This window comes from Mesorhizobium sp. WSM4308 (assembly GCF_002294905.1).
In the GTDB taxonomy this organism is placed as follows: domain Bacteria; phylum Pseudomonadota; class Alphaproteobacteria; order Rhizobiales; family Rhizobiaceae; genus Mesorhizobium.
Genome location: NZ_NSFW01000001.1, coordinates 257,244 through 279,937 on the forward strand (window position 1 = coordinate 257,244; position 22,694 = coordinate 279,937).

General features: G+C 64.0%; 20 protein-coding genes and 1 riboswitch. Of the genes, 9 read left to right on the forward strand and 11 right to left on the reverse strand.

All coding sequences use genetic code 11. From position 1 onward, the window contains the following. Positions 1–129 precede the first annotated feature (129 nt). On the reverse strand, positions 130–1,770 hold the full coding sequence (locus tag CK227_RS01225) for an acyl-CoA synthetase (RefSeq protein WP_095771151.1): 1,641 nt from the start codon (positions 1,768–1,770) through the stop codon (positions 130–132). Between the two features lie 201 nt (positions 1,771–1,971). On the opposite strand from CK227_RS01225, the gene CK227_RS01230 reads away from it, so the two are divergent. Both CK227_RS01230 and CK227_RS01235 read left to right on the forward strand, forming a co-directional pair. Beyond that, entirely contained in the window at positions 1,972–2,937 is a 966-nt protein-coding gene (locus CK227_RS01230; RefSeq protein ID WP_095771152.1) for a sugar-binding transcriptional regulator, read from the forward strand. Positions 2,938–3,024: 87 nt separating this feature from the next. Continuing rightward, positions 3,025–5,079, forward strand: a complete 2,055-nt coding sequence (locus tag CK227_RS01235) for a bifunctional aldolase/short-chain dehydrogenase (protein WP_095771153.1) — start codon at positions 3,025–3,027, stop codon at positions 5,077–5,079. A 66-nt stretch (positions 5,080–5,145) separates the two neighbouring features. Here CK227_RS01235 and CK227_RS01240 read toward each other — a convergent pair whose 3' ends face one another. The 3 genes from CK227_RS01240 to CK227_RS01250 all read right to left on the reverse strand — a co-directional run bounded on the left by CK227_RS01240 (position 5,146) and on the right by CK227_RS01250 (position 8,836). Continuing rightward, positions 5,146–6,198, reverse strand: a complete 1,053-nt coding sequence (locus CK227_RS01240) for a substrate-binding domain-containing protein (RefSeq protein ID WP_095771439.1) — start codon at positions 6,196–6,198, stop codon at positions 5,146–5,148. Positions 6,199–6,247: 49 nt separating this feature from the next. Continuing rightward, entirely contained in the window at positions 6,248–7,243 is a 996-nt protein-coding gene (locus CK227_RS01245) for an ABC transporter permease (RefSeq protein WP_091576572.1), read from the reverse strand. An 81-nt stretch (positions 7,244–7,324) separates the two neighbouring features. Then, positions 7,325–8,836 carry a sugar ABC transporter ATP-binding protein gene (locus tag CK227_RS01250; protein WP_095771440.1) on the reverse strand — a complete coding sequence of 504 codons (1,512 nt, stop codon included), beginning with the start codon at positions 8,834–8,836 and terminating at the stop codon, positions 7,325–7,327. Positions 8,837–8,973: 137 nt separating this feature from the next. On the opposite strand from CK227_RS01250, the gene mtnK reads away from it, so the two are divergent. Together mtnK and mtnA are read left to right on the forward strand one after the other, a co-directional pair. Further along, the gene (gene mtnK, locus CK227_RS01255; RefSeq protein WP_095771154.1) at positions 8,974–10,245 is read left to right on the forward strand and encodes an S-methyl-5-thioribose kinase; all 1,272 of its coding nucleotides are present in this window, start codon (positions 8,974–8,976) and stop codon (positions 10,243–10,245) included. Further along, the gene (mtnA, locus tag CK227_RS01260; RefSeq protein WP_095771155.1) at positions 10,242–11,336 is read left to right on the forward strand and encodes an S-methyl-5-thioribose-1-phosphate isomerase; all 1,095 of its coding nucleotides are present in this window, start codon (positions 10,242–10,244) and stop codon (positions 11,334–11,336) included. The genes mtnK and mtnA overlap by 4 nt, the downstream gene beginning before the upstream one ends. A 12-nt stretch (positions 11,337–11,348) precedes the next feature. Here the strand turns inward: mtnA and CK227_RS01265 are convergent, their stop codons facing one another. Further along, positions 11,349–11,888: an Lrp/AsnC family transcriptional regulator gene (locus tag CK227_RS01265; RefSeq protein WP_095771156.1), complete on the reverse strand. Its 540-nt coding sequence runs from the start codon at positions 11,886–11,888 to the stop codon at positions 11,349–11,351. Positions 11,889–11,936: 48 nt separating this feature from the next. On the opposite strand from CK227_RS01265, the gene CK227_RS01270 reads away from it, so the two are divergent. The 4 genes from CK227_RS01270 (at position 11,937) to dhaL (ending at position 15,641) form a co-directional block, all read left to right on the forward strand. Next, positions 11,937–13,112: an MFS transporter gene (locus tag CK227_RS01270; RefSeq protein ID WP_095771157.1), complete on the forward strand. Its 1,176-nt coding sequence runs from the start codon at positions 11,937–11,939 to the stop codon at positions 13,110–13,112. Between the two features lie 100 nt (positions 13,113–13,212). After that, a riboswitch (FMN riboswitch) is annotated at positions 13,213–13,357 on the forward strand. Positions 13,358–13,434: 77 nt separating this feature from the next. Continuing rightward, positions 13,435–13,908: a 6,7-dimethyl-8-ribityllumazine synthase gene (locus CK227_RS01275; RefSeq protein ID WP_095771158.1), complete on the forward strand. Its 474-nt coding sequence runs from the start codon at positions 13,435–13,437 to the stop codon at positions 13,906–13,908. Between the two features lie 68 nt (positions 13,909–13,976). Then, positions 13,977–14,990 (forward strand): dihydroxyacetone kinase subunit DhaK, encoded by a 1,014-nt coding sequence (locus CK227_RS01280; RefSeq protein ID WP_179296354.1) that lies wholly within the window; start codon positions 13,977–13,979, stop codon positions 14,988–14,990. 15 nt (positions 14,991–15,005) lie between these two features. Then, a complete protein-coding gene (gene dhaL / locus CK227_RS01285; RefSeq protein ID WP_095771159.1) occupies positions 15,006–15,641 on the forward strand; it encodes a dihydroxyacetone kinase subunit DhaL in 636 nt (211 codons plus the stop codon). On the opposite strand, the gene CK227_RS01290 is transcribed toward dhaL, so the two are convergent. Genes CK227_RS01290 through CK227_RS01300 form a run of 3 tightly spaced genes read right to left on the reverse strand, consistent with a single transcriptional unit; the run spans position 15,638 to position 17,682 of the window. Next, complete coding sequence (locus CK227_RS01290) at positions 15,638–16,078, reverse strand: RpiB/LacA/LacB family sugar-phosphate isomerase (protein WP_095771160.1); 441 nt, start codon at positions 16,076–16,078, stop codon at positions 15,638–15,640. The genes dhaL and CK227_RS01290 overlap by 4 nt on opposite strands. Positions 16,079–16,105: 27 nt before the next feature. After that, positions 16,106–16,864 (reverse strand): triose-phosphate isomerase, encoded by a 759-nt coding sequence (locus CK227_RS01295; protein ID WP_095771161.1) that lies wholly within the window; start codon positions 16,862–16,864, stop codon positions 16,106–16,108. 47 nt (positions 16,865–16,911) lie between these two features. Then, positions 16,912–17,682 carry a DeoR/GlpR family DNA-binding transcription regulator gene (locus CK227_RS01300; protein WP_095771162.1) on the reverse strand — a complete coding sequence of 257 codons (771 nt, stop codon included), beginning with the start codon at positions 17,680–17,682 and terminating at the stop codon, positions 16,912–16,914. A gap of 275 nt (positions 17,683–17,957) precedes the next feature. Here CK227_RS01300 and fba point away from each other — a divergent pair, with 275 nt between their 5' ends. Then, on the forward strand, positions 17,958–19,022 hold the full coding sequence (gene fba / locus CK227_RS01305) for a class II fructose-bisphosphate aldolase (RefSeq protein ID WP_095771163.1): 1,065 nt from the start codon (positions 17,958–17,960) through the stop codon (positions 19,020–19,022). Positions 19,023–19,083: 61 nt separating this feature from the next. Here fba and CK227_RS01310 read toward each other — a convergent pair whose 3' ends face one another. From CK227_RS01310 to CK227_RS01320, 3 genes are read right to left on the reverse strand one after another with little or no spacing between them, the layout of a single operon-like run. Then, complete coding sequence (locus tag CK227_RS01310; RefSeq protein ID WP_095771164.1) at positions 19,084–20,025, reverse strand: TIM barrel protein; 942 nt, start codon at positions 20,023–20,025, stop codon at positions 19,084–19,086. A gap of 49 nt (positions 20,026–20,074) precedes the next feature. Continuing rightward, positions 20,075–21,133: a class II aldolase gene (locus CK227_RS01315; protein WP_179296355.1), complete on the reverse strand. Its 1,059-nt coding sequence runs from the start codon at positions 21,131–21,133 to the stop codon at positions 20,075–20,077. Next, complete coding sequence (locus CK227_RS01320; protein ID WP_095771166.1) at positions 21,133–22,650, reverse strand: glycerol-3-phosphate dehydrogenase; 1,518 nt, start codon at positions 22,648–22,650, stop codon at positions 21,133–21,135. The genes CK227_RS01315 and CK227_RS01320 overlap by 1 nt, the downstream gene beginning before the upstream one ends. Positions 22,651–22,694 lie beyond the last annotated feature (44 nt).

Genomic DNA, 22,694 nt, shown 5'->3' on the forward strand with positions numbered 1-22,694 from the left:
GAGGTGGGATGTCAACGCGAAATCGACGTACGCGTTCAAGATCGTGACAGATGGTGACATCCAACAGACGTCACCAAGCGGCCCAAGGATGCGGGCAACTCGAAATATTTTTTGAGAGGCAGTCGCTTTTCAGGCGAGTTTGGCCATTTCCCGGAGCCGGAATTTCTGGATCTTGCCGGTCGAGGTCTTTGGAATCTCGGCGAAAATCACGGCTTTCGGCACTTTGAAGCGGGCAAGCAGCGCACGGCAGTGCTCAATGATCTCGGCCTCGCTCGCCGTCTTGCCGGGCTTCAGCTCGACATAGGCGACCGGCACCTCGCCCCATTTGTCGTCATGGCGCGCCACAACGCCGCAGGAGGCGACGGACGGGTGTTTGTAGAGCGCATCCTCGACCTCGATCGAGGAAATGTTCTCGCCGCCCGAGATGATGATGTCCTTGGAGCGGTCCTTGAGCTGGATGTAGCCATCGGGATGCATGACGCCGAGATCGCCGGAATGGAACCAGCCGCCGGCGAAGGATTCGTCGCTGGCCTTGCGGTTCTTGAGATAGCCCTTCATGACGATGTTGCCACGGAACATGACCTCGCCGATGGTCTCGCCGTCGGCCGGCGTCGCCTGCATCGTTTCGGGGTCCATGACGGTCAGGCCTTCGAGCGCGGCGTAGCGCACGCCCTGCCTTGCCTTCTTGGCGCTGCGCTCGCCCTTTGCGAGATCGTCCCATTCGCCGTGCCATTCGTTGACCACGGCCGGGCCATAGGTCTCGGTCAGGCCATAGAGATGGGTGACGGCAAAGCCGGCATCGGCCATCCCCGACAGCACGGCTTCCGGCGGCGGCGCGGCCGCGGTGTTGAAGGTCACCGTCTGCGCGAACGTGCGCTTGTCCTCATCCCGGGCGTTGATCAGCACCGACATGACGACCGGCGCGCCGCAGAGATGGGTGACGCCGTGATCGGCGATGGCGTCGTAGATCGGCTTCGGCCGCACCCAGCGCAGGCAGACATGGGTGCCGGCCTGGACGGCCAGAGTCCACGGAAAGCACCAGCCATTGCAGTGGAACATCGGCAGCGTCCAGAGATAGACGGCGTGCTTGGCCATGCCGGCATGGATGGTGTTGGTGTAGGCCATCAGGGCGGCACCGCGATGGTGATAGACGACGCCCTTCGGATTGCCTGTCGTGCCCGAGGTGTAGTTGAGCGAGATGGCGTCCCATTCATCGTCGGGCATCGACCAGGCGAAATCCTCGTCGCCGCCGGTGACAAAATCCTCATAGTCGAGCCCGCCAATCCGTTCGCCCTTCGGATAGGGGGCGTCGGCGGCGTAGTCGGGATCGTCATAGTCGATGACCAGCGGCTTGACCTTGGCCAGATCGAGCGCCTGCCGGACGACGCCGGAGAATTCGCGGTCGACGATGAGCACCTTGGTCTCGGCATGGTCGAGCTGGAAGGCGATGACCGCGGCGTCGAGGCGGGTGTTGAGCGAATGCAGCACCGCCTTGGTCATCGGCACGCCGAAATGCGCCTCCAGCATCGGCGGCGTGTTGGACAGCATCACGGTGACCGTGTCGCCCTTGCCGATGCCGCGCTTTTGCAGCGCCGATGCGAGCTTCAGCGAGCGGTGCCAGAAATCGCGGTAGCTGATGCGCTGGCGGCCGTGGATGATGGCGATGTGGTCGGGATAGGTCTTTGCCGCGCGCTCCAGATAGGTGAGCGGCGTCAGAGGCTGGTGGTTGGCCGCGTTCCTGTCCAGATCCTGTTGGTAGGAATTGCCCATCCCGTCCTCCCCAAGTCCTTTTCGAGCTTTCTAACCTTAGGGCTCTCGTCAGGCCATCCCCCTGAATGGTCGAAAATGCTATGCTGTCCGGACTTTGTAGAACGACCATCCCGGATGCGTTTTGTTTAGAGGCGATCGCACTCACGCATGCCAATTTGACTTTTGTCGAGAGCCGTGACTAATGTCAGCCGAGGAGACGGCATGGCGATCCGACCGGCAGAACAACTCATTCACAAAGCCGCCTGGCTCTACTATGCGCATGGCCTGCGGCAGGACCAGGTTGCGAGCCAGCTTAACATTTCGCGTGCTTCGGTGGCCATGTATCTGCGCAAGGCGCGCGAGACCGGCATCGTCAACATCTCGACCTCGACGCAGCTGTTCACCGATGACGTGATGGCGCGCAGGCTCGAGGATGCCTTGAAGCTCGACGCGGTCTGGATCGCACCGGAGAACGGCTATATCCCGGACCCGTCTACGGATATCGCCGTGCTGGCGGCGAGCGTCTTTCTCGAACTGGTCAAGAAGGGCGACCGTATCGGCGTCGCCTGGGGCCGCACTGTCTATACAATCGCCGACATCATGTCCTATGCCGACCTGCAGGATGTCACGGTGGTGCAGCTCTGCGGCAATCTCGGCGCGCCCTACTCCTATCGGCCCGACCAGTGCACCATGGAAATCGCGCGCCGGCTCAACGCCAAGGGGCTTAATTTCTATGCGCCGCTGGTGCTGTCGACGGAAGAGCTGGCGCGTGCGTTGCGCGCCGAGCCGGTGATCCGCGAACAGCTGGCCGGCATCAGCGATTGCAATCTCGCGCTTTTCTCCGTCGGCACCGTCGATGCAGACAGCCATGTCGTCAAATGCGGCGCGCTCAACCCGGACGAAATGGCCGCGCTGCGCGGCATCGGCGCCGCCGGGGTGATTGCCGGACAGATCATCGACGCCAGGGGCGAGGCACTCGACTGCAGCTACAACCGCCGGGTCATTTCGGCTGAACTCGGCTCGCTGCGCGCCATCGAAAAACGCTTGATGGTGGTGCAGGAGGACAGCAAGTTCGAGCCATTGCTCGCGGCGCTCGCGGGCGGGCTTTGCACGCATCTCGTGGTCGGCGCGCATATGGCGCAACGGCTGCTCGATCATGCCGGAGCGACACCACATAAAGCATCCTGAAAAAGGCACCCTTCGCCGGCGCATTGTCATCAAGGCGTCGCGGCATTCCTGTTTCACCACCCAAGACAGCAACTGGACGAAGCGAACATGAAGAATTTGTGGAACGACGACACGGCCGAGAAACTCGTCGCCGACTATGCCAAGAAGGGCGTCGGCCGCGACCTCGCGCTGCGCGTCTACACGACGCGGCTGCTGGGCGGCGTGCCGCAGCTGGTCCTGCATGGCGGCGGCAACACGTCCTGCAAGATCAAGGCGACCGACCTCGTCGGCGATGAATGGGATGTGCTGTGCGTCAAGGGCAGCGGCTGGGACATGGCCGTCATCGAGCCGCAGGGACTGCCGGCGGTCAAGATGGGCGCCCTGCTCAAGGCGCGCGCGCTGGACAAGCTCGCGGACGAGGACATGGTGGCGCTGCAGCGGGCAAACCTCATCGATCCGTCCTCGCCCAATCCCTCGGTCGAGACGCTGCTGCATGCCTTCCTGCCGCATAAATTCGTCGACCACACCCATTCGACCGCTATCCTGGCCATCGTCGACCAGGAAGACTCGAAGCCGCTGGTAAAGACGGTCTTCGGCGAGAAGATGGGCTACGTGCCCTACATCATGCCGGGCTTCGACCTTGCCAAGGCGGCGGCCGACGTCTTCGATGCCGACCCGACGGTGGAAGGACTGATCCTCGACAAGCACGGCATCTTCACCTTTGGTAACGATGCCAAACAGGCCTATGACCGGATGATCCACTATGTGAACGTCGCCGAGGAGTACGTCGCCAGGAACGCCAAGCCGAAGGCTGCCAAGGCGGCGTTGCCGGCAAGGCTCGCGACGCCGGCGTCCATCGCGCCGATGCTGCGCGGCGCCGTTGCGGTGGCGCGCGGCGAAGGCCGCTTCGACCGCATGATCTCTGACTTCCGCACCTCCGACGCGATCGTCGATTTCATCAATTCGGCCGCCATCGCCGACTATGCCGGACGCGGCGTGTCGACACCGGATCTGTCGATCCGCATCAAGACCGGGCCGATGGCGGTGCCGGCGCCCGATGCCGACAAGGTCGGCGACTACAAGGCCGTCATCAAGAACCATGTCGACGCCTTCGCCAAGGAGTACCGGGCCTATTTCGAGACCAATGACGCACTCGACGACGTCAAGCGCACCATGCTCGACCCGATGCCGCGGCTGACGCTGGTGCCGGGGCTCGGCATGTTCGGCCACGGCCGCACGCTGAAGGATGCCAGGATCGCCTCCGATGTCGGCGAGATGTGGATCGAGGCGGTGCGCGGCGCCGAAGCCGTCGGCCGTTTCCATCCGCTGTCCAAGGCCGATTTGTTCCCGCTCGAATACTGGTCGCTCGAACAGGCCAAGCTTGCCTCCAACAAGCCGAAGCCGCTGACCGGCCAGGTGGTGCTGATCACCGGCGGCGCTGGCGCGATCGGGGCTGCAACGGCAAAGCTGTTCGCCGACAATGGCGCCCATGCCGTCGTCGTCGATCTCGATGCCGAGAAGGCCGCCGATGCCGCCAAGAAAGCCGGCAACAATTCGATCGGCGTCGCCGCCGACATCACCGACCCGGCCCAGGTGCGCGCGGCGTTCGACAAAGCTTTAGCCGTGTTCGGCGGCGTCGACATCCTTGTCTCCAACGCGGGCACGGCCTGGGAAGGCCGGATCGGCGAGCTCGACGATGCGCTGCTGCGCAAGAGCTTCGAGCTCAATTTCTTCGCCCACCAGTCGGTGGCGCAGAACGCCGTGCGCATCATGCTGGAACAGGGCACCGGCGGTGTGCTGTTGTTCAACACCTCCAAGCAGGCGGTCAATCCCGGTCCGAAATTCGGCGCCTATGGCGTGCCGAAGGCGGCGACTTTGTTCCTGTCCAGGCAATATGCGCTCGACTACGGCGCCCATGGCATCCGCTCGAACGCCGTCAACGCCGACCGCATCCGCTCCGGCCTTTTGACCGACGCCATGATCGCCAGCCGCTCCGGCGCGCGCGGCGTATCGGAAAAGGAATACATGTCCGGCAATCTGCTTGGCCAGGAAGTGACGGCGCAGGATGTGGCGCAGGCCTTCCTGCATCACGCGCTGGCCGAACGCACCACCGCCGACGTGACGACGGTGGATGGGGGCAACATCGCGGCGGCGCTGCGGTAGGGTTTCCGGCAGATAACAAAAAGGGCGGCTCGCAGGCCGCCCTTTTCATATGTGCTACGACGACCCCTACTTCGCGTTCGGGTTCGGCATCCAGGCCGGCATAGCGACATCTGCATGGGCGAACTGCGGCAGCTTGGCCGACAGGTCTTCCATGTTCTTGATGTCCTTGTCGATCAGCTCTTTCTGGGTGATCAGCGTCGGCGGCACGATGACGTTGTGGCCAGGGTCTTCACCGGCGAGCAGCTGCGCCAGAGCGCGCACCGAGACTTGGCCGACGACGGCTGGGTTGGTGGCGGCGGTCGCCGCCCAGGCGCTGTCGGGCTCGCGCATCGCTGATATGTCCGATGTCGAGATGTCGGCCGAATAGATCTTGATGCCCTTGTTCAGGCCGGCTTCGTCGACGGCGATCTTCACGCCCTTCGCGAATTCGTCATAGGGGGCGAACATCACCTTGATGTCGGGATGGGCCGACAGCACCGAACGCGCCTGGTTGGCGACCGAGTTGGCGATCGGGTTGTCGAGCGTGCCGAACATCGCGACTTCCTTGATGCCGGCATATTTCTTCTTGACGTCGACCCAGGTCTCGTTGCGGCGGTCGAGCGGCGCGATACCGGCGACGTAGACATAGCCGGCATTCCAGCCCTCACCATTGTCCTTCACCGCCTGTTCGAGCGCGAGGCGGGCAAGGTCTCTGTCCGACTGCTCGATCTGCGGGATCTTGGGGTTTTCGACATTGACGTCGAAGGCCACGACCTTGATGCCGGCGTCGACCGCGCGCTGGGCCGCATCCTTCATCGATTCCGTCAGGCCGTGCTGGATGATGATGCCCTGCACGCCGAGCGCGATGGCCTGGTCGACCATGTCGGACTGAAGGGCGGCATCCTGGCGACTGTCGAGCACGCGCAGGTCGATGCCGAGCGCCTTGGACTGCGCCTCGACGCCCGAGAGATAGGCCTGGAAGAAGTCACCGGTCGAGAGATAGCGCACCAGCGCGATCTTGACGCCGGGCTTGTCGAACGGGGCCGGCTTGTCCGCGGCAAAAGCCGGGACCTGCATCAGCATGGTTGCGCCTGCCAGCCCGAGCGCCACCTTCCCCAGAAGTCTTCTCGTGATGTTCACCTTGTTTTCCTCCACTCTTGTTGAACCCAAAAATCCTGTCCGGTCGAGACTACCCCCTGCCCCTGCCCGAAAGGGCAAAGGTGAAGACAAGGGCGACGACCAGAACCACGCCCTTGACGAAATCCTGCGTGTAGTAAGGCGCGTTCATCATCGTCAGGCCTTGCAGCAAGATGCCGACGAACAGCGCACCGACGGCGGTGCCGAAGGCGTTCGGCTTGGCGGCACCGAGCACCGCGTAGCCGATCAGCGCCGCGGCAACCGCATCGAGCAGCAGATTATTACCCGAGGCGATGTCGCCGCGTCCAAGCCGTGCGGCGAGCAAAATGCCGCCGATCGAGGCAAAAACTCCTGAAATAACGTAGGCCCAGATCTTGTATGCCTTGACAGGCGCACCAGCGAGTTCGGCCGCGCGCTCATTGGAGCCGACCGCATACATCATGCGGCCGAAGCGGGTGTATTCGAGGAAGAACCAGATCAGCACGGCCAGAACCAGCAGCACCACCACCGACACCGGAATGAGGTTCGGGATAAAGAAATCGAAGCGGTGGCGGCCGAGCGCCAGGAAGGCGTCGCCGAACTTGCCATTGGCTACCGAACCGTCTGGCATGGTCATGCCGGTGGCGATCGAGCGGCCTTCGGTCGGGATGCGCTGTAGGCCGACCAGCAGGAACATCATGCCGAGCGTCGCCAAGAGATCGGGCACGCGCATATAGACGATCAGCCAGCCATTGATCAGACCGACAATGGCGCCGATCAGCAGGCAGACGACGACCGCCACGACAGCGTTCTGCTCGAGCACCACCATGACATAGGCAGCCGCCATCATGGCCGATGTGGCGACCGAACCGATCGACAGGTCGAAGCCGCCGACGACCAGCGTGGCGGTGACGCCGAGCGCCAGCACGCCGGTGATGGCCACCGACTGGAAGATGAAGACGGCACTTTGCGGCGAGACGAACCCGTCGGCGGCGATCGCGAAATAGGCGACCAGCCCGAACAAGAGGACGATGAACCCATAGCGGATGGCGTGGTCGCGCAGCGTCATTCAGCCCATCCGCGCGACGCAGCCATTCTTATCCAACTCGGACCCATAGTCTCTCCATTCCAATTCTACCCGCCGCGCGGCTTAGGCGGCGCTATGCAGCGGCCCGCCGGCGACCTCGGCCAGCAGGCGATCGAGATCGACCTCGGCGTTGCGGTGTTCACCGACGATCGTGTGTTCCGACATCACCAGGATGCGGTCGACCGTCTCCAGCGCCTCGTCGAGTTCGGTGACGAACAACAGCGTCGCGCGGCCATTGGCGCTTGCCCTCAGTTTGGCGGCGATGTCGCGCCTGGCCGAGATGTCGACGCCCTGAAAGGGCTCGTCGAGGATGAACAGCGCTGCATTCTGCGCCATCCAGCGGGCGACCATGACCTTCTGCTGGTTACCGCCGGACAATGCCGACATCTCGTCCTTCTCGGAGCGGCAGACGATGCTGAGTTCCTCGATCTGCCGGCGCGCGGTGGCGCGTTCGAGGCGGCGCTTGAGCACACCAAGATTCGACATGCGCTTGAGGAACGGCAGGCTGACATTGCGCTCGATGTTGAAGCCGCCGACGATGCCGCTGGTCGCGCGATCCTTGGCGACGAGGAAGACGCCGGCGGCGATCGCATCGCCGGCCGATCGCGGCGCATAGGGCTTGCCGTTCATCGTCATCGTGCCGGCCAGCGGCTTGCGCACGCCGAACAGCGTCTCGGCAAGCGCGGTCTTGCCGACGCCGACGAGGCCGGTGATGGCAACGACCTCGCCATCGCCAAGCGTCAGTGAAATCGGCCTGGCCCCATGCCCGAAGCGCAGGCCTTCGACCGTCAGGACCGGTTTGGCGGAACTCCTGGCAACGATCTGGTCGAGATGGATCTTGCGGCCGAGCATGGCATTGACCGCGCCTTCATAGTCGAGCGGCTTGGTGTCAAAGACACCCGAAATAATGCCGTCACGCATCGAGACGATGCGATCGGCAAGCCGCCTGATGTCGGACATGCGGTGCGAGATATAGAGGATCGCCACGCCTTGCTCGCGCAGCCTGTCGACCAGCGCGAACAGCCGGTCGGCCTCGGCGCTGGAGAGCGAGGACGTCGGCTCGTCGAGGATCAGCACCTTCGGCTGATGTGCCAAGGCGCGCGCGATCGCCACCATCTGGCGATCGGCCAGCGAAAGGTCGTTGACGCGGGCCTTGAGATCGATGGCCAACCCCATGCGGTCAGCGACGGCCTTGGCCTCGCGGCGCACGCGGGTCGGATTGAACAGCGTCGGCACGCCCCTGCCGCTCAACCTGTCGAGTGTGAGGTTTGTGGCGACGTCGAGGTCGGCGACCACACCGTCATTGATGTTCTGGTGCACGGTGACGACGCCGGCGCGGATCGCCTCCGCCGGCGTGTTCGGCGCAAAATCCTGGTCCGCCAGGGTCATCGTGCCGCCGCCGCGCTCGTAGACGCCGCTTATGATCTTGACGAGGGTGGATTTGCCGGCGCCATTGGCGCCCATCAGCACGGTGACTTCACCGGAATGCAGCTCGAGCGAGATGCCGCCAAGCACCTCGTTGCGGCCAAAGGATTTCCTCAGTCCCTCTACACGGAACACGGCATTGCCGACCATGCGTTCCTCCCTGACCATGACGCTATGGGCTACATCGGCAATTGTCAACACGATTGACAATTGCCAGATCGCTTCCTAGCTTGGCCCCGCCGTCAAGGCTCCCTTATGATCGGAGCGCACATGCGGGAGGGACGCGAATGACCGGGAAATTGCCGTTCGAAGCACTGTCGGTGGAGACGCTTGCAACGCGCCTCGGCACGAACGCGGCGCTGTGCGCCAAGATCGGCAGGGACACGATACACTGGAAGGTACGCGAGGTCGGCGACGGCAATCTCAACCTCGTCTTCATCGTCGAGGGCGCCGGCGGCGCGGCCGTGGTCAAGCAGGCCCTGCCCTATGTCCGCCTGGTCGGCGATAGCTGGCCGCTGCCGCTGAAACGTTCCTTCTTCGAGTATCACGCGCTGACAAGGCAAGAGGCGCGCGCGCCGGGCTCGGTGCCGGCGATCTATCATTTCGATGAAGGCCAGGCGCTGATCATCATGGAGTATCTGGCGCCGCCACACGTCATTCTCAGGCGTGCCCTGATCGACGGGCGCCAGCTTCCCAACATTGCCAGGGATATCGGCCTGTTCATGGCCCGCACGCTGTTTCGTGGTTCCGACCTGTCGATGGTGGCCAAGGATCGCAAGGCCGATCTGGCGCTGTTCGCCGACAATGTCGAGCTCTGCGACATCACCGAGAACTTGGTGTTCTCCGATCCCTATTTCGACGCCAAGATGAATCGGCATACGCCGCAGCTCGACGGAGTCGTTGCCGAACTGCGCGCCGATCGCGACCTGAAGGTCGAGGCGCAGCGGCTGAAGCACATTTTCGCCGCCAATGCCGAGACATTGCTGCATGGCGATCTGCATTCCGGCTCGATCATGGTCACCGACACGGAGACCCGGATGATCGATCCGGAGTTCGCCTTCTACGGACCAATGGCCTTCGATGTCGGCATGCTGCTCGCCAATTTCTGGATGTCTTTCTTCTCGCAGCGTGGACATGAGGAGAAGGGCAAGCGCGATGCCATGCGCGCCTATCTGCTCGGGGTTACCGCAGAGACATGGGCGGTGTTCCGCGCCGAATTCTCGCATCTGTGGCGCAGCGAACGCAGCGGCATGCTCTATCAAAAAAGCCTGTTCGAGGATCAGGGCGACAGGCTGGGTGCGGAACAGGCGCTCGACCATGTGCTGCACCAGATCTGGACCGACCTGCTCGGCTTTGCCGGCATCGAGGTGCACAGGCGTATCCTCGGCCTCGCCCACAATGCCGATTTCGAGACCATTGCCGATGAAGAGCTTCGCGCCAGTTGTGAGGCAAAGGCGCTAAAATTCGGCCGTCACATCGCCGTCAACCGGCGCCAGATACACAGCATCGACGAGGTCAACACCCTGGCCGCGCTGATCGAACAGGAGAGCAGCATTTGAACGTCGGCGACCGCCACTACCGCACCATCTGGCTGAGCGATGACGGGCGTTCGGTCGAGATCATCGACCAGCGCTGGCTGCCGCATGATTTCCGCATCGAAACGATCGGCACGGTTGCCGGCATCGCCACCGCCATCCGCGACATGTGGGTGCGCGGCGCGCCGCTGATCGGCGTCACCGCGGCCTACGGCGTCGCCATGCAGATGGCGGATGATCCGTCCGACGCAGCGCTCGATGCCGTGTGGGAGACGCTGCACGAGACGCGCCCGACGGCGATCAATTTGCGCTGGGCGCTGGACGAGATGCGGCGCTTCCTCAAGCCGCTGCCGACGGAACAACGCGCCGCAGCCGCCTATCGTCGCGCCGCCGAGATCGCCGACGAGGATGTCGGACTGAACCGCGCCATTGGCGAGAACGGACTTGCCGTCATCCAGGCGATCGCGGCGCGCAAGCAGCCGGGCGAGACGGTCAATATCCTGACCCATTGCAATGCCGGCTGGCTGGCGACCGTCGACTACGGCACCGCCACCGCGCCGATCTATCTGGCAACCGAAGCCGGCATCTCGGTCCATGTCTATGTCGACGAAACGCGACCGCGCAACCAGGGCGCCCAGCTCACCGCCTGGGAGATGGCCGGCCACGGCGTGCCGCACACGCTGATCGTCGACAATGCCGGCGGCCATCTGATGCAGCGCGGCGCGATCGACATGGTCATCGTCGGCACCGACCGCACCACCGCCGATGGCGATGTCTGCAACAAGATCGGCACCTATCTGAAGGCGCTCGCCGCCGCCGACAATGACGTACCGTTCTATGTCGCGCTGCCCTCGCCGACCATCGACTGGACGGTGCGTGACGGCCTTGCCGAAATCCCGATCGAGGAACGCTCCGGCGACGAGGTGTCGCTGGTCTGGGGCAAGACCGCCAAGGGCGAGATCGCCCAGGTGCGCGTGTCGCCCGAAGCGACGCCGGCGAGGAACCCGGCCTTCGACGTGACGCCTGCACGGCTTGTGACCGGGCTGATCACCGAACGCGGCATCGCCAAGGCCTCGCGCGACGGCCTGAAGGCGATGTTCCCCGAACGGGCATAGCACCGATGCCGGCTAGTACAACGGCTTGCTCATGTGCCCCGGCGTCGGCCACGTGTCGGTGATGCCGGGCTGCACCGGACGCTCGAGATAGGTCGACAGCACCACATAGCTGCGCGTCGAGGTAACGCCGGGCGTTTCGTAGAGGCGAGCAAGCAGCCCTTCCAGCGCCCTCGTGTCTTCCGTGCGGACCTTCAGCAGCATGCAGGTATCGCCTGCGACGGTATGGATCTCCTCGACTTCCGGATATTGCGAAACCGCCATCAGCTCCGGGGTCTTGCCCCAGCCCCTGGTGTCGATATGCACGAAGGCGAGCAGCGGCTTCTTCACCGCTTTGGGGTCGATGATAACAGCCGTGCCGCGAATGGCTGCGCTGCGACGAAGGCGTTTGACCCGTTCATGCGCGGCTGGCGGCGAAAGCCCGACCCGATCGCCGAGTTCCGCGTAGCTGACCGTGGCGTCGTCGACGAGAACACCTAATATTTTTCGGTCAATCGCATCGATATCGCGGGGCGCCGACCTGTTCTGCAGAACGCCATCTGTTTCTTCATCCATGTCGATAATCCTGATTGCCACGGAATTTAATACGGCCATTATGATGATATGTCGAACAGCAATCAAGCCACCGCCCTAGCAGCAGACGCCAGGCCGGCGATCCCGGCCCTCGCCTATCTGTTGACCGGATGCATCGCCGTGATCGGCTCGAATTCGCTGGTCCTGGGGCCCATAGCCCCGGCCGTGGCATCGTCCTTCTCGAGCAGCGTCCCGACCGTGATGATCGCGGCGGCCGCCTTTGGCCTCGGCACCTCGGCGAGCGCCCTGTTCCTCGCCCGTTACATCGACCGGCTCGGCGCCCGCCGGATGCTGCAAGGGGCATTGCTGTTGCTGGCCATTGCTCTCGTCGCCAGCGCGGCCGCACCGGTACTGATCATGCTTGTCGCGGCGCAATTCATCGCCGGCATCGCCGCCGGCGTCGCCATGCCGGCGATCTATGCGAGTTCGGCGGCGATCGCGCCGCCCGGCCGCGAAAGCGGCACCATCGGCGTGGTGCTGACCGGATGGACGCTCAGCATGGTGGCCGGCGTTTCGCTCTCGGCCGTGCTTGCTGATCTCGTGCATTGGCGCGCCGTGTTCGCCGCCGTCGCGGTGCTGGCAGTGCTGGCGCTGACCAGCCTCAGCATGACGTCGCTGAGCGACATCAGGAAGAGCGGCCCGGCACCAACGCCGCTGGCGGCGCTCGGCATTCCCGGCATTGTGCCGCTTCTCATCGCCTGCGCAGCCTTCATGACCGCCTTCTACGGTGTCTATGGCTATCTCGGCGACCACCTGCACAGCGGACTGGGCAAGCCGGTGAGCGCCAATGGCTGGGCCGCGCTCGCTTACGGCATTGGCTTCGGCACGGCTGCCCTCCTCGATGGCGCGATCGATCGCCTGGGCGCCCGCCGCGTCATGCCGTTCGCCTATCTTCTTGTCGCGGCCGTCTATGTCGCCATTGCCGCGACGAGCAACAGTTTCGGCCTGACGCTCGCCTTGGTGGCTATCTGGGGGCTTGCCAATCATTTCGGATTGAATGTTCTGGTGATGCGGCTGGCGGCGCTCGATCCCTCACAGCGCGGTACGATTATGGGCCTGAACAGCGCCGTGACCTATCTCGCGGTCTTTATCGGCACCACCGGCTTCGGGCCGATCTATTCCAGCTTCGGCTTTGCCGTCTGCGCGATGGTTGCGGCGCTGCTGATGCTGGTTGCAGCAGCGGCTGCGGCGTGGCGCACGCGATAGAGCGGCTCTTCACAGAATTGCGCCAGTCGACAGAACGTGATTGGCCACCGGCCTGTCGCCTGGTTGACAGCGGCACCGCTGCCCTTCCATACAGAGGCGTTAATGTTCTCAGGGCGGGGTGAAAATCCCCACCGGCGGTAATGGTTTCGGCCAAAGCCCGCGAGCGCTTTCCGAAATCGGAAAGGTCAGCAGATCCGGTGTGATTCCGGAGCCGACGGTTACAGTCCGGATGAAAGAGAACGAAACGGAAAACGGACCGCTCCGGCGGGCCGGATTGCGTATCGTGCGTCCTGATTCTGGTTCGAAACGGAAGGATGGACCCATGAATCAGCATTCCCACAAAGACTATGAAACTGTTCGCATCGCCGTCATCCGCGCGCGCTGGCATGCGGATATCGTCGATCAGTGCGTCAACGCCTTCGTAGCGGAACTGGCCGGCATCGGAGGCGACCGGTTCGCCGTCGATGTCTTCGATGTGCCCGGCGCCTACGAAATCCCGCTGCACGCCAAGACCTTGGCTGAGACCGGCCGCTATGGCGTGATCCTCGGCACGGCTTTCGTCGTCAATGGCGGCATCTACAGGCATGAGTTCGTCGCCAGCGCCGTTATCGACGGCATGATGAACGTGCAGCTGTCAGCCGGCGTTCCGGTGCTTTCGGCGGTGCTGACGCCGCACAATTATCACGACAGCGCCGACCACCATCGCTTCTTCTTCGAGCACTTCACCGTCAAGGGCAAGGAAGCGGCCAGGGCCTGCGTGGAAATTCTCGCCGCGCGGGAAAAGATCGCGGCATGAAATCTTCCCGGCCGGGTGGAAATCGCGATAACACCCGGTAGTATTTGCGAAATACCGAGTTCGGGAGGATGCCGGTGCAGACCAAGAAGATCATCAATGACGGCAACCGCGCCGTCGACGAAATGCTCGAAGGAATCCTCGCCGCGCATCCTCGCCACCTCAGGAGCGCGGACGGCAGCCCGCGCTCGATCATCGCCCGCGACGGGCCACGGCCCGGCAAGGTCGGGCTGGTGATCGGCGGCGGTTCCGGCCATGAGCCGACCTTTCTCGGCTTTGTCGGCAAGGGACTGGCGGATGCGGCGGCCATCGGCAATGTCTTTGCCTCGCCGCCGCCCGATCCGATCCTCGAATGCGCCAAGGCGGTCAGCGGCGGCGCCGGCGTCTTGTTCATGTATGGCAACTATGCCGGCGACGTGATGAATTTCGACATGGCGGCCGAGATGACAGCGATGGACGACATCGAGGTGCGTACCGTGCTGACTACCGATGACGTCGCCTCGGCGCCGCGCGACCAGCGGCAGAAGCGCCGCGGCGTCGCCGGCAATTTCTTCATCTTCAAGGCGGCAGGTGCGGCCTGCGACCGGATGCTCTCCCTGGACGAGGTGGAGCGCATTGCCCGCAAGGCCAACGACCACACCTTCACCATGGGCGTGGCGCTGTCGCCCTGCTCGCTGCCGCAGACAAGGCGGCCGAATTTCGAGATCGGCGCGGACGAAATGGAGATCGGCATGGGCATCCATGGCGAACCCGGCATCGCCCGCGGCAAGCTCGGGACCGCCGACGCGATCACCGACGAGATGCTGGACAAGATTTTCGCCGAGATGGCGCCGAAGCGCGGCGACAAGGTCGCGGTGCTGGTCAATTCGCTCGGCTCGACGCCGCTGATGGAGCTCTACATCATGAACCGGCGGGTCAAGCAGCGGCTCGACGACATCGGCGTTTCCATCTACGCGACCTGGGTCGGCAATTACTGCACGTCACTGGAAATGGCCGGCGCCTCGGTGACGCTTTTTCATCTCGACGAGGATTTGCAGACCATGCTCGACCACCCCTGCGACTGCGCCATGTTCCGTGCCGGCTGACGAAAGAGCGTTCCCGTGACCATCGACACCGCTGATCTGAAAAGAATGTTCGATACGATCGCGGTGGCGATCGAGGCCGACAAGGACCGGCTCTGCCAGCTCGACGGCGTCATTGGCGACGCCGATCACGGCATTGCCATGGCGCTCGGCTTCAATGCCGTGCGCGATGCGCTGGCCTCGCTCGACCTCGCGGCGACCGAGCCGACGGCGTTGCTCAACACGGCGGCGAAATCGTTCCTCAACGCCGTCGGCGCGTCCTCTGGCCCGCTCTATGCGACGGCCTTCATGCGCGCCGGTGCTGCCGTCAAGGGCAACGCGGCGCTGGCGGACGCGGACTTCACCGCCCTGTTCCAGGCCATGGCACAAGGCATCAAGGATCGCGGCAAGGCCGAACCGGGCGAAAAGACGATGGTCGATGCCTGGCAACCGGCGGCCGAAGCGGCCGCCGCGGCCAGTGTAGCCGGCAAGACGTTGGCTCAGTGTCTCGAGGCGGCCCTTGCCGCCGCCGCGCGTGGGGCGGAAGCAACCAAGGACATGATTGCCGCCAAGGGCCGCTCCTCGCGGCTCGGCGAGCGATCGCTCGGGCATATCGACCCCGGCGCGGCGTCGGCCGTCACCGTGATCGGCGCGATGCGCAAGAGCTTGAGCTAGCGCTTCGCCGCATCGAGCCTGTCGATCGCCTGGACATTGCCGGCCGAGGGACCTTGTTCGTCGAACTCGGAGGCGAGCCACATATCGACGATCGCCTTGGCCAGTTCGGGGCCGATGACGCGGGCGCCCATGGTGATGATCTGCGCGTTGTTGGATTTCGCCGCGCGCTCGGCCGAATAGGTGTCGTGGGTGAGCGCGGCGCGGATGCCCGGCACCTTGTTGGCCGAGATGGAGACGCCGATGCCGGTGCCGCAGAACAGGATGCCGCGATCGTTCTCGCCGTCGACGATGGTCTGGGCGAGTTTTTGCGACAGGTCGGCATAGTAGCCGGCCTGGCTGAGATCGCTGACCGTCAGGCCGGATTTGGTGGCAAGGTGGGCGGCGATGACGTCGAGCAGCGGTTTGCCGGCGCTGTCGGCTCCAATGGCTATTTTCATGGTTTTCCCTTTGCGGTTCGGATGGTTTCAGATCGCCGCCGAGGCGCGGCCGAGAATGTCGATGTAACCGTCCGCCTGCCAGGCGGAGCGGCCGATGAAGAGGCCGTCTATATTGGGCTGGCCGACCAGCTCGGCGGCATTGCCGGGATTGACGCTGCCGCCATAAAGCACCGGCGGCACCGACGGCAGCACGGCGCCGGCCACTGTCTTGATCAATGCCTGCTGCTTGTCGGCATAGTCCGCGCCGGCCGGAATGCCCTTGTCGCCGATCGCCCAGACCGGCTCGTAGGCGAAGAGGATTTTCGCGCCCTTCGCCTCGCCTTCAAGGAATTGCAGCGCGCCCTCGACCTGGGCGCCCAGCACGGCATCGGCCTGCCCGCTTTCGCGCTCGGCCAGCGTCTCGCCGACACAGATCAACGGGATCAACCCGTGCTTCACAGCCGCCGCCGTTTTCAGGCCAACCGTGCGATCGGTCTCGCCAAAATGCTCGCGCCGTTCGCTATGGCCGAGTTCGACCAGATCGAGCCCGCAATCCCTCAGCATCAGCGGCGAGATCTCGCCGGTCCAGGCGCCGGCGTCGGCCCAATGCATATTCTGGGCACCGACCTTGATATGCGTCGACGACAGCGCCTGCTTGACCCCGCGCACCGCCGTGAAGGGCGGTATGACGAAGGGCTGGATGCGGTCATCGAAACCGGGAATGAAGCCGGCCAGGCGCTGCGCGAAATCCAGCGCCTCGGCGAGCGTTTTGTTCATCTTCCAGCTTGTACCGACCCAGTAGACCACGCGTACTGCTCCTTAATTTTGCTGATCACGATCTCCCGATGCCGGGATCATGATCCCTTGTCGATGACCGTCAGCGAGACGCCGCCGGCATCCAGCACCGCGCGCACGCCCGGCTCCGGCGCGCGGCCGGTGAAGACCGCGTCGAATGCGCTGAGATCAGTCAGGAAATGCAGCGCCGTGCGGCCGAACTTGCCGTGGTCGACCAGCAGATATTTGCGGGTCGCCGCCGCCATCATCAGCCGCTTGGCCTGCACCACCTCCTGATCCTGGTGGAAGGCGGAAGCGCCATGGATGGCCGAAGACGACAGGAAGGCGACGTCGGCGCGCAGCGATTTGAGCGAAGCCTCGGCCAGCAGGCCGAAGAAGCCGTGGAACTTCTTGCTGTATTGGCCGCCGAGCGCGATCAGGTTGATCCCCCCGGCGCCGGCCAGTTCCTGGATAACGGCCAGATTGTTGGAGATCACCGTCAGAGGCCGCAGATCGGTGAGATGGCGCGCAATGCCGCCCGCCGTCGAGCCGTCATCGATGATCACCGTCTGGCCAGGTTCGATCATGGCCACGGCAGCCGCGGCCAGACGCTGCTTTTCCTCGGTCGCCTGCTTCTGCCGGTAGCGGAAGTCGCTTTCGAACAGGCTGCTCGGCTGGATCGAAGCGCCGCCGCGCACCTTGCGCAGGAAACCGCTTTCCTCGAGCTCGTCGAGGTCGCGGTGCACGGTCATCCTCGAGACGCCAAAGCGCAAGGCGAGATCGTCAACGCCGGCCTGACCGGCGTCCATCAGAAACTCCATAATGCCTTGCCGTCTGATGTCGCTCTTCATTGCCGCTGACCGCCAACGCCGAAGCGCGGCTGCTTGATCGGAGTTCAGAACTATAACGGCTATCGTCGCAAAAGTACCAAATATTTTGTGATAATGAGGTAAATTCTTGGGATATTCCGCTTGCCCCAATCGCGGCGCTGTAACAAGAATTGCTGCCGGGACGGCCGGTGACGGTTGCGGTTGCGCGGAAATCCGGCCAGAAGCATCGGTGGGCTGGACGATGCGCGGACAGTCCGCAACCACCAGGTTTGAAACCAGATACGGGAGACTATTCGTTGGCTCGCATCACACTGAGACAATTGCTCGATCACGCCGCCGAATACGGCTATGGCGTGCCGGCCTTCAACATGAACAACATGGAACAGGGCCTCGCCATCATGGAGGCGGCGGAAGAGACCAAATCGCCTGTCATCCTGCAAGCAAGCCGCGGTGCGCGTGCCTATGCCAATGACGTGGTGCTGGCCAAGCTGATCGACGCGCTGGTCGAGATCCATCCCGATATCCCGGTCTGCATGCATCTCGACCACGGCAACAACGAAGCCACCTGCGTCACCGCGATCCAGTACGGCTTCACCTCGGTGATGATGGACGGTTCGCTCAAGGAAGACGGCAAGTCGCCGGCCGACTACGCCTATAATTCCGGCATCACCAAGCGCGTCGTCGACATGGCGCACTGGGGTGGCGTGTCTGTCGAAGGCGAGATCGGCGTGCTGGGATCGCTGGAGAGCGGCGGCGGCGAGCAGGAAGACGGCCACGGCGTCGAAGGCGCGATCAGCCACGACCAATTGCTCACCGATCCGGTGCAGGCCGAACAGTTCGTGCGCGACACCCATGTCGACGCGCTGGCGGTTGCCATGGGCACCAGCCACGGCGCCTACAAATTCTCGCGCAAGCCGGACGGCGCGGTGCTGGCGATGAACGTCATCGAGGAGATCCATCGCCGCCTGCCGAACATGCATCTGGTCATGCACGGTTCGTCTTCGGTACCGGAGGACCTGCAGGAGATCATCAACAAATATGGCGGCCAGATGAAGCCGACCTGGGGCGTGCCGGTGGAGGAAATCCAGCGCGGCATCAAGCATGGCGTGCGCAAGATCAACATCGACACCGACAACCGCATGGCGCTGACCGGAGCGATCCGCAAGGTGCTGACGGAAAACCCCAGCGAGTTCGATCCGCGCAAATATCTGACGCCGGCAATGGCCGCGATGCGCAAGCTCTGCAAGGAGCGCTTCGAGCAGTTCGGCACCGCCGGCAACGCACCGAAGATCAAGCCGCTGCCGGTCTCGGAAATGGCCAAGCGCTACAAGTCGGGCAGCCTCGACCCCAAATTCGGCTGAGTTCCGGGCGATTATCTGCTGAATTCAACGGGCAGGAGCCGCATCGGCCCCTGCCCGTTTTCTAACCGGCCTTTGGCAGAAGATCGGACCTGCCTGTCTCGATGAACGGCGCCCAGTAGTCGACGGACTCGCGGATCATGGCGACCACCTGATGGTCGACCGGCTCGCGCTCACGAAACGACAGTTCGAGGCAGATCTCGTTGTCGGTGCCGCCGCCGCGCCGCACCGTCTGCAGCAGTTTTTCAGGCGTGATGCGGCCGTCCCTGTTGTAGGCTGATGTGAACGGCCAATGGCCGCCCTTGTTCATCGACGACTGTTTGATGTGGATGATCGGCGATTTCGTGGGAAAGGCTTCGGCCCAGGCGTACGGATCGATGTCAGCCGGATTGCTCGAGGTGACGTCGCCATGGTCGATGTCGACCATCATCTCCAGCGGGATCGCCATACCTGCGGCGTCGATCGTACGCTGCAGCAGCCGGCAATTCTCGATGGTGTGGCCGAACTCGCGGCCAACCGACATCGGTTCCCAGAACAGATAGGTCAGGCCGGCCGCACGGGCGTGCTCGGCGACCTCGCGCCAGCAGTCCAGCGCGATGTCGAACAACCGCACGCGGCGCTGGGGGTCGTCAAAGTCGCGATGGGTGAAGATGGCGAATTGCGTGCCCATGCCACCGGCGCCAAGCTCGGCCGAGAGGTCGGCAAAGGTCTTGAACCAGTCAACATAGTAGCGGCGCACATCGGCGTCGGGGTGACCGAAATGATTGAGCCTGCCGTAAGGACCGGTCATGCCGGACGTGACACGCACGCCGGTGCGGGCGAGTGCGCCGCGAAACAGGCGGACGAATTTGACGATCGTCGCGGCGGGCCAGCCGGGATTGATGAATTCATGCGTGAGCTGCACGTCCCTTATGCCGATGTCATAGGCGATGGTGTCGATCAGGTCGTCCGGATCGGCGAAGCGATTGACCAGCGGATTGGTGTTGAGGGAGAGCGTGAAGGCCAAGGTCGCTATCCCTCCCCGACGCAAAGCAAGACATTGGAGCGGAATGCCGTCATTGCAGCGTCACCCCTTCGCGGTTGAGTTGCTGGCGGTATTTCTCGGCGTCCCAGTTCAGCAGTTCGGCGTTCTCCTTCGGACTGAGATAGTTGACGCGCGCAGCGCCATCGACGCGCGCGACGACGTCGGCCAGGCAACGCGCCATCGCTTCGGCGCCGGCATTGGCATCCCGGCGCATGAGCACACCCTTGCCGGGAAAGAGGATGGATGTCGGCGCGGCTGCAGTGCGGGCAACGACCGCCGCCGCGTCCTCGCCAGGGCCGGCGATCACCGAGCCGACGCCAAGGAAGATCACATGATCCGGGTAGAGGCTGCCGGAGGCGGCGATGCGGCAACTGGCGAGGTCGGTCGCAACGGCATGCGCGGCGGTCGAGGCCGGCAGCCGGTAGTCGCTGCCTGCGGCGAGCCTCAGCAGCGCATCGAGATCGGGGGGCGGAGCCGGGCGCGGCTGCCGTGCGAGCAGCCCGGTCACCCGTTGCAGCAGCAAGGCTGCCTCGGCGACCGTATCGGCAGCGACCACCAGGCCGTGATTGCCAAGCACGAGCACGTTGGCCGCGGGCTTCAGCCGCTCGGCGATCGCCTGCGCCAGCGGCAGGCCGGGTCGGCGATAGGGCACGAAGGCCCAGTCGAGGCCGCGCAGGCGCCCCTCCAGCAAGGCTTCGGCATTGGCCTGCACGGCGATCGAGATCGTCTCGACGCAATGGACGTGGACCACGATCTTCTGCGGCAGCAGCGCATGCACCGTCGTCTCGATGGAGGGCCGCAGCTGACGAGGGTTGAGGTCCGCCAGCGTGAACTGCCCCGCGGTCTCCGCCGCCGGGCTGCGATGCGCCACGGCATCGAGCAACGGCGCCAGCGCGACCGGCACCATGATCTCGTCGTCGCGCGCGTTCTTCAGCCACGTGCCCGACGCCTTTATCCACAGCACACCGGCCTGCTTGATGGAGGTGTTGCCGCCGGCACCCTGAACCAGCAACGGGTCGGCGCCGATGCTGGCCGACAAGGAGCGCAGCATGCGGAATTCCGTGGTGCCAGTATCGACGGAATGGACCATCAGCCTGTCCTCGCCAGCCGGTTCGCGCACCAATGCTCGAAGGCCACCCTTTCCTCGGCGGACAGATGCAGGCCGTGCTTGGTGCGACGCTCGAGAATATCGGCTGACGTCACGGCCCATTCCCGGTCGAAGAGATAGGCGGCCTCGCGCTCGAAGAAATCCTTGCCGAAGCAGCGCCCAAGCTCATCGAGCGAACGCGCCGCGCCAACCAAAGCCCGTGTCCTGGTGCCGTAGAGCCGGCCGTAATGCTTCAGCAGAGATGCCGGCATCCAGGGATATTCGCCTCCGAGATCGCCGAGGAACTGTTCGAAATCGGCATTGGCGATATCGCCGCCGGGCAGATGCGCCTTCGCGGTCCAGGGCTTGCCCATTTTGGGAAAGAACGGCGCGATCCTGTCCAGCGCATGCTCGGCCAGTTTGCGGAAGGTGGTGATCTTGCCGCCGAAGACGGAGAGCAGCGGCGCCTGTGCGTCCGGCGCGTCGAGCTCGAAAATATAGTCGCGGGTCACGGCACTTGGGTTGTCGGCATTGTCGTCATAAAGCGGCCTGACGCCGGAGAACGAATAGACGACATCGCCGCGCCCAAGGCCGCGCTTGAAATAGCGGTTGACCACCTTGATCAGGTAATCGATCTCGCTCTCATCCGCCGCCACGTCCTCGGGCCGGCCCTCATAAGGAATGTCGGTGGTGCCGATCAGAGCGAGATCGTTCTGATAGGGGTTGATGAAGATCACGCGCTTGTCGCTGTTCTGGATGAGATAGGCTTGCCGCCCCTCCCAGAATTTCGGCACGACGATGTGGCTGCCCTTGACCAGGCGTACGTTGCGCCTGGAGTTCTGGCCGGCAACGCGGTTGACGATGTCGTTGACCCAGGGGCCGGCGGCATTGATCAGCGCGCGCGCCCGAACCACCGTCCTGATACCCGTCCTGCCCTCCTGCATCTCGACAACCCACAGGCCGTTCTCGCGGCGGGCGGCGGTGCAGGCGGTGCGCGTGAAAACCCTGGCGCCCCGCTCCGCGGCGTCGAGCGCATTGATGACGACGAGGCGGGCATCATCGACCCAGCAGTCAGAATATTCGAAGCCGCGCCGGAAGGCATCCTTGATCGGCGCGCCCTCGGGTGCCGTGCGCAGGTTGAGCGTTCGAGTCGCCGGCAGCCGCTTGCGGCCGCCGAGATGGTCGTAGAGAAACAGGCCGAGCCGCACCAGCCAGGCCGGCCTGTCGTCGGGGCTGTGCGGCAGCACGAAGCGCATCGGCCAGATGATGTGCGGCGCCGATTCCAGCAGCACCTCACGCTCGATCAGCGCCTCCCGCACCAGGCGGAACTCGTAATATTCGAGATAGCGCAGGCCGCCATGGACGAGCTTGCCCGAGCGCGAACTGGTGCCTTCGGCGAGATCGTCCTTTTCGCACAGGATGACGGAAAGGCCGCGGCCCGCTGCGTCGCGGGCGATGCCGGCGCCATTGACGCCGCCGCCGACAACGAAGAGGTCGACGATTTCAAGGCCGCCGTTCATGTCGCCGTAGCCTCGATGCCGGTTTCATGCGTCATGGCCACTGC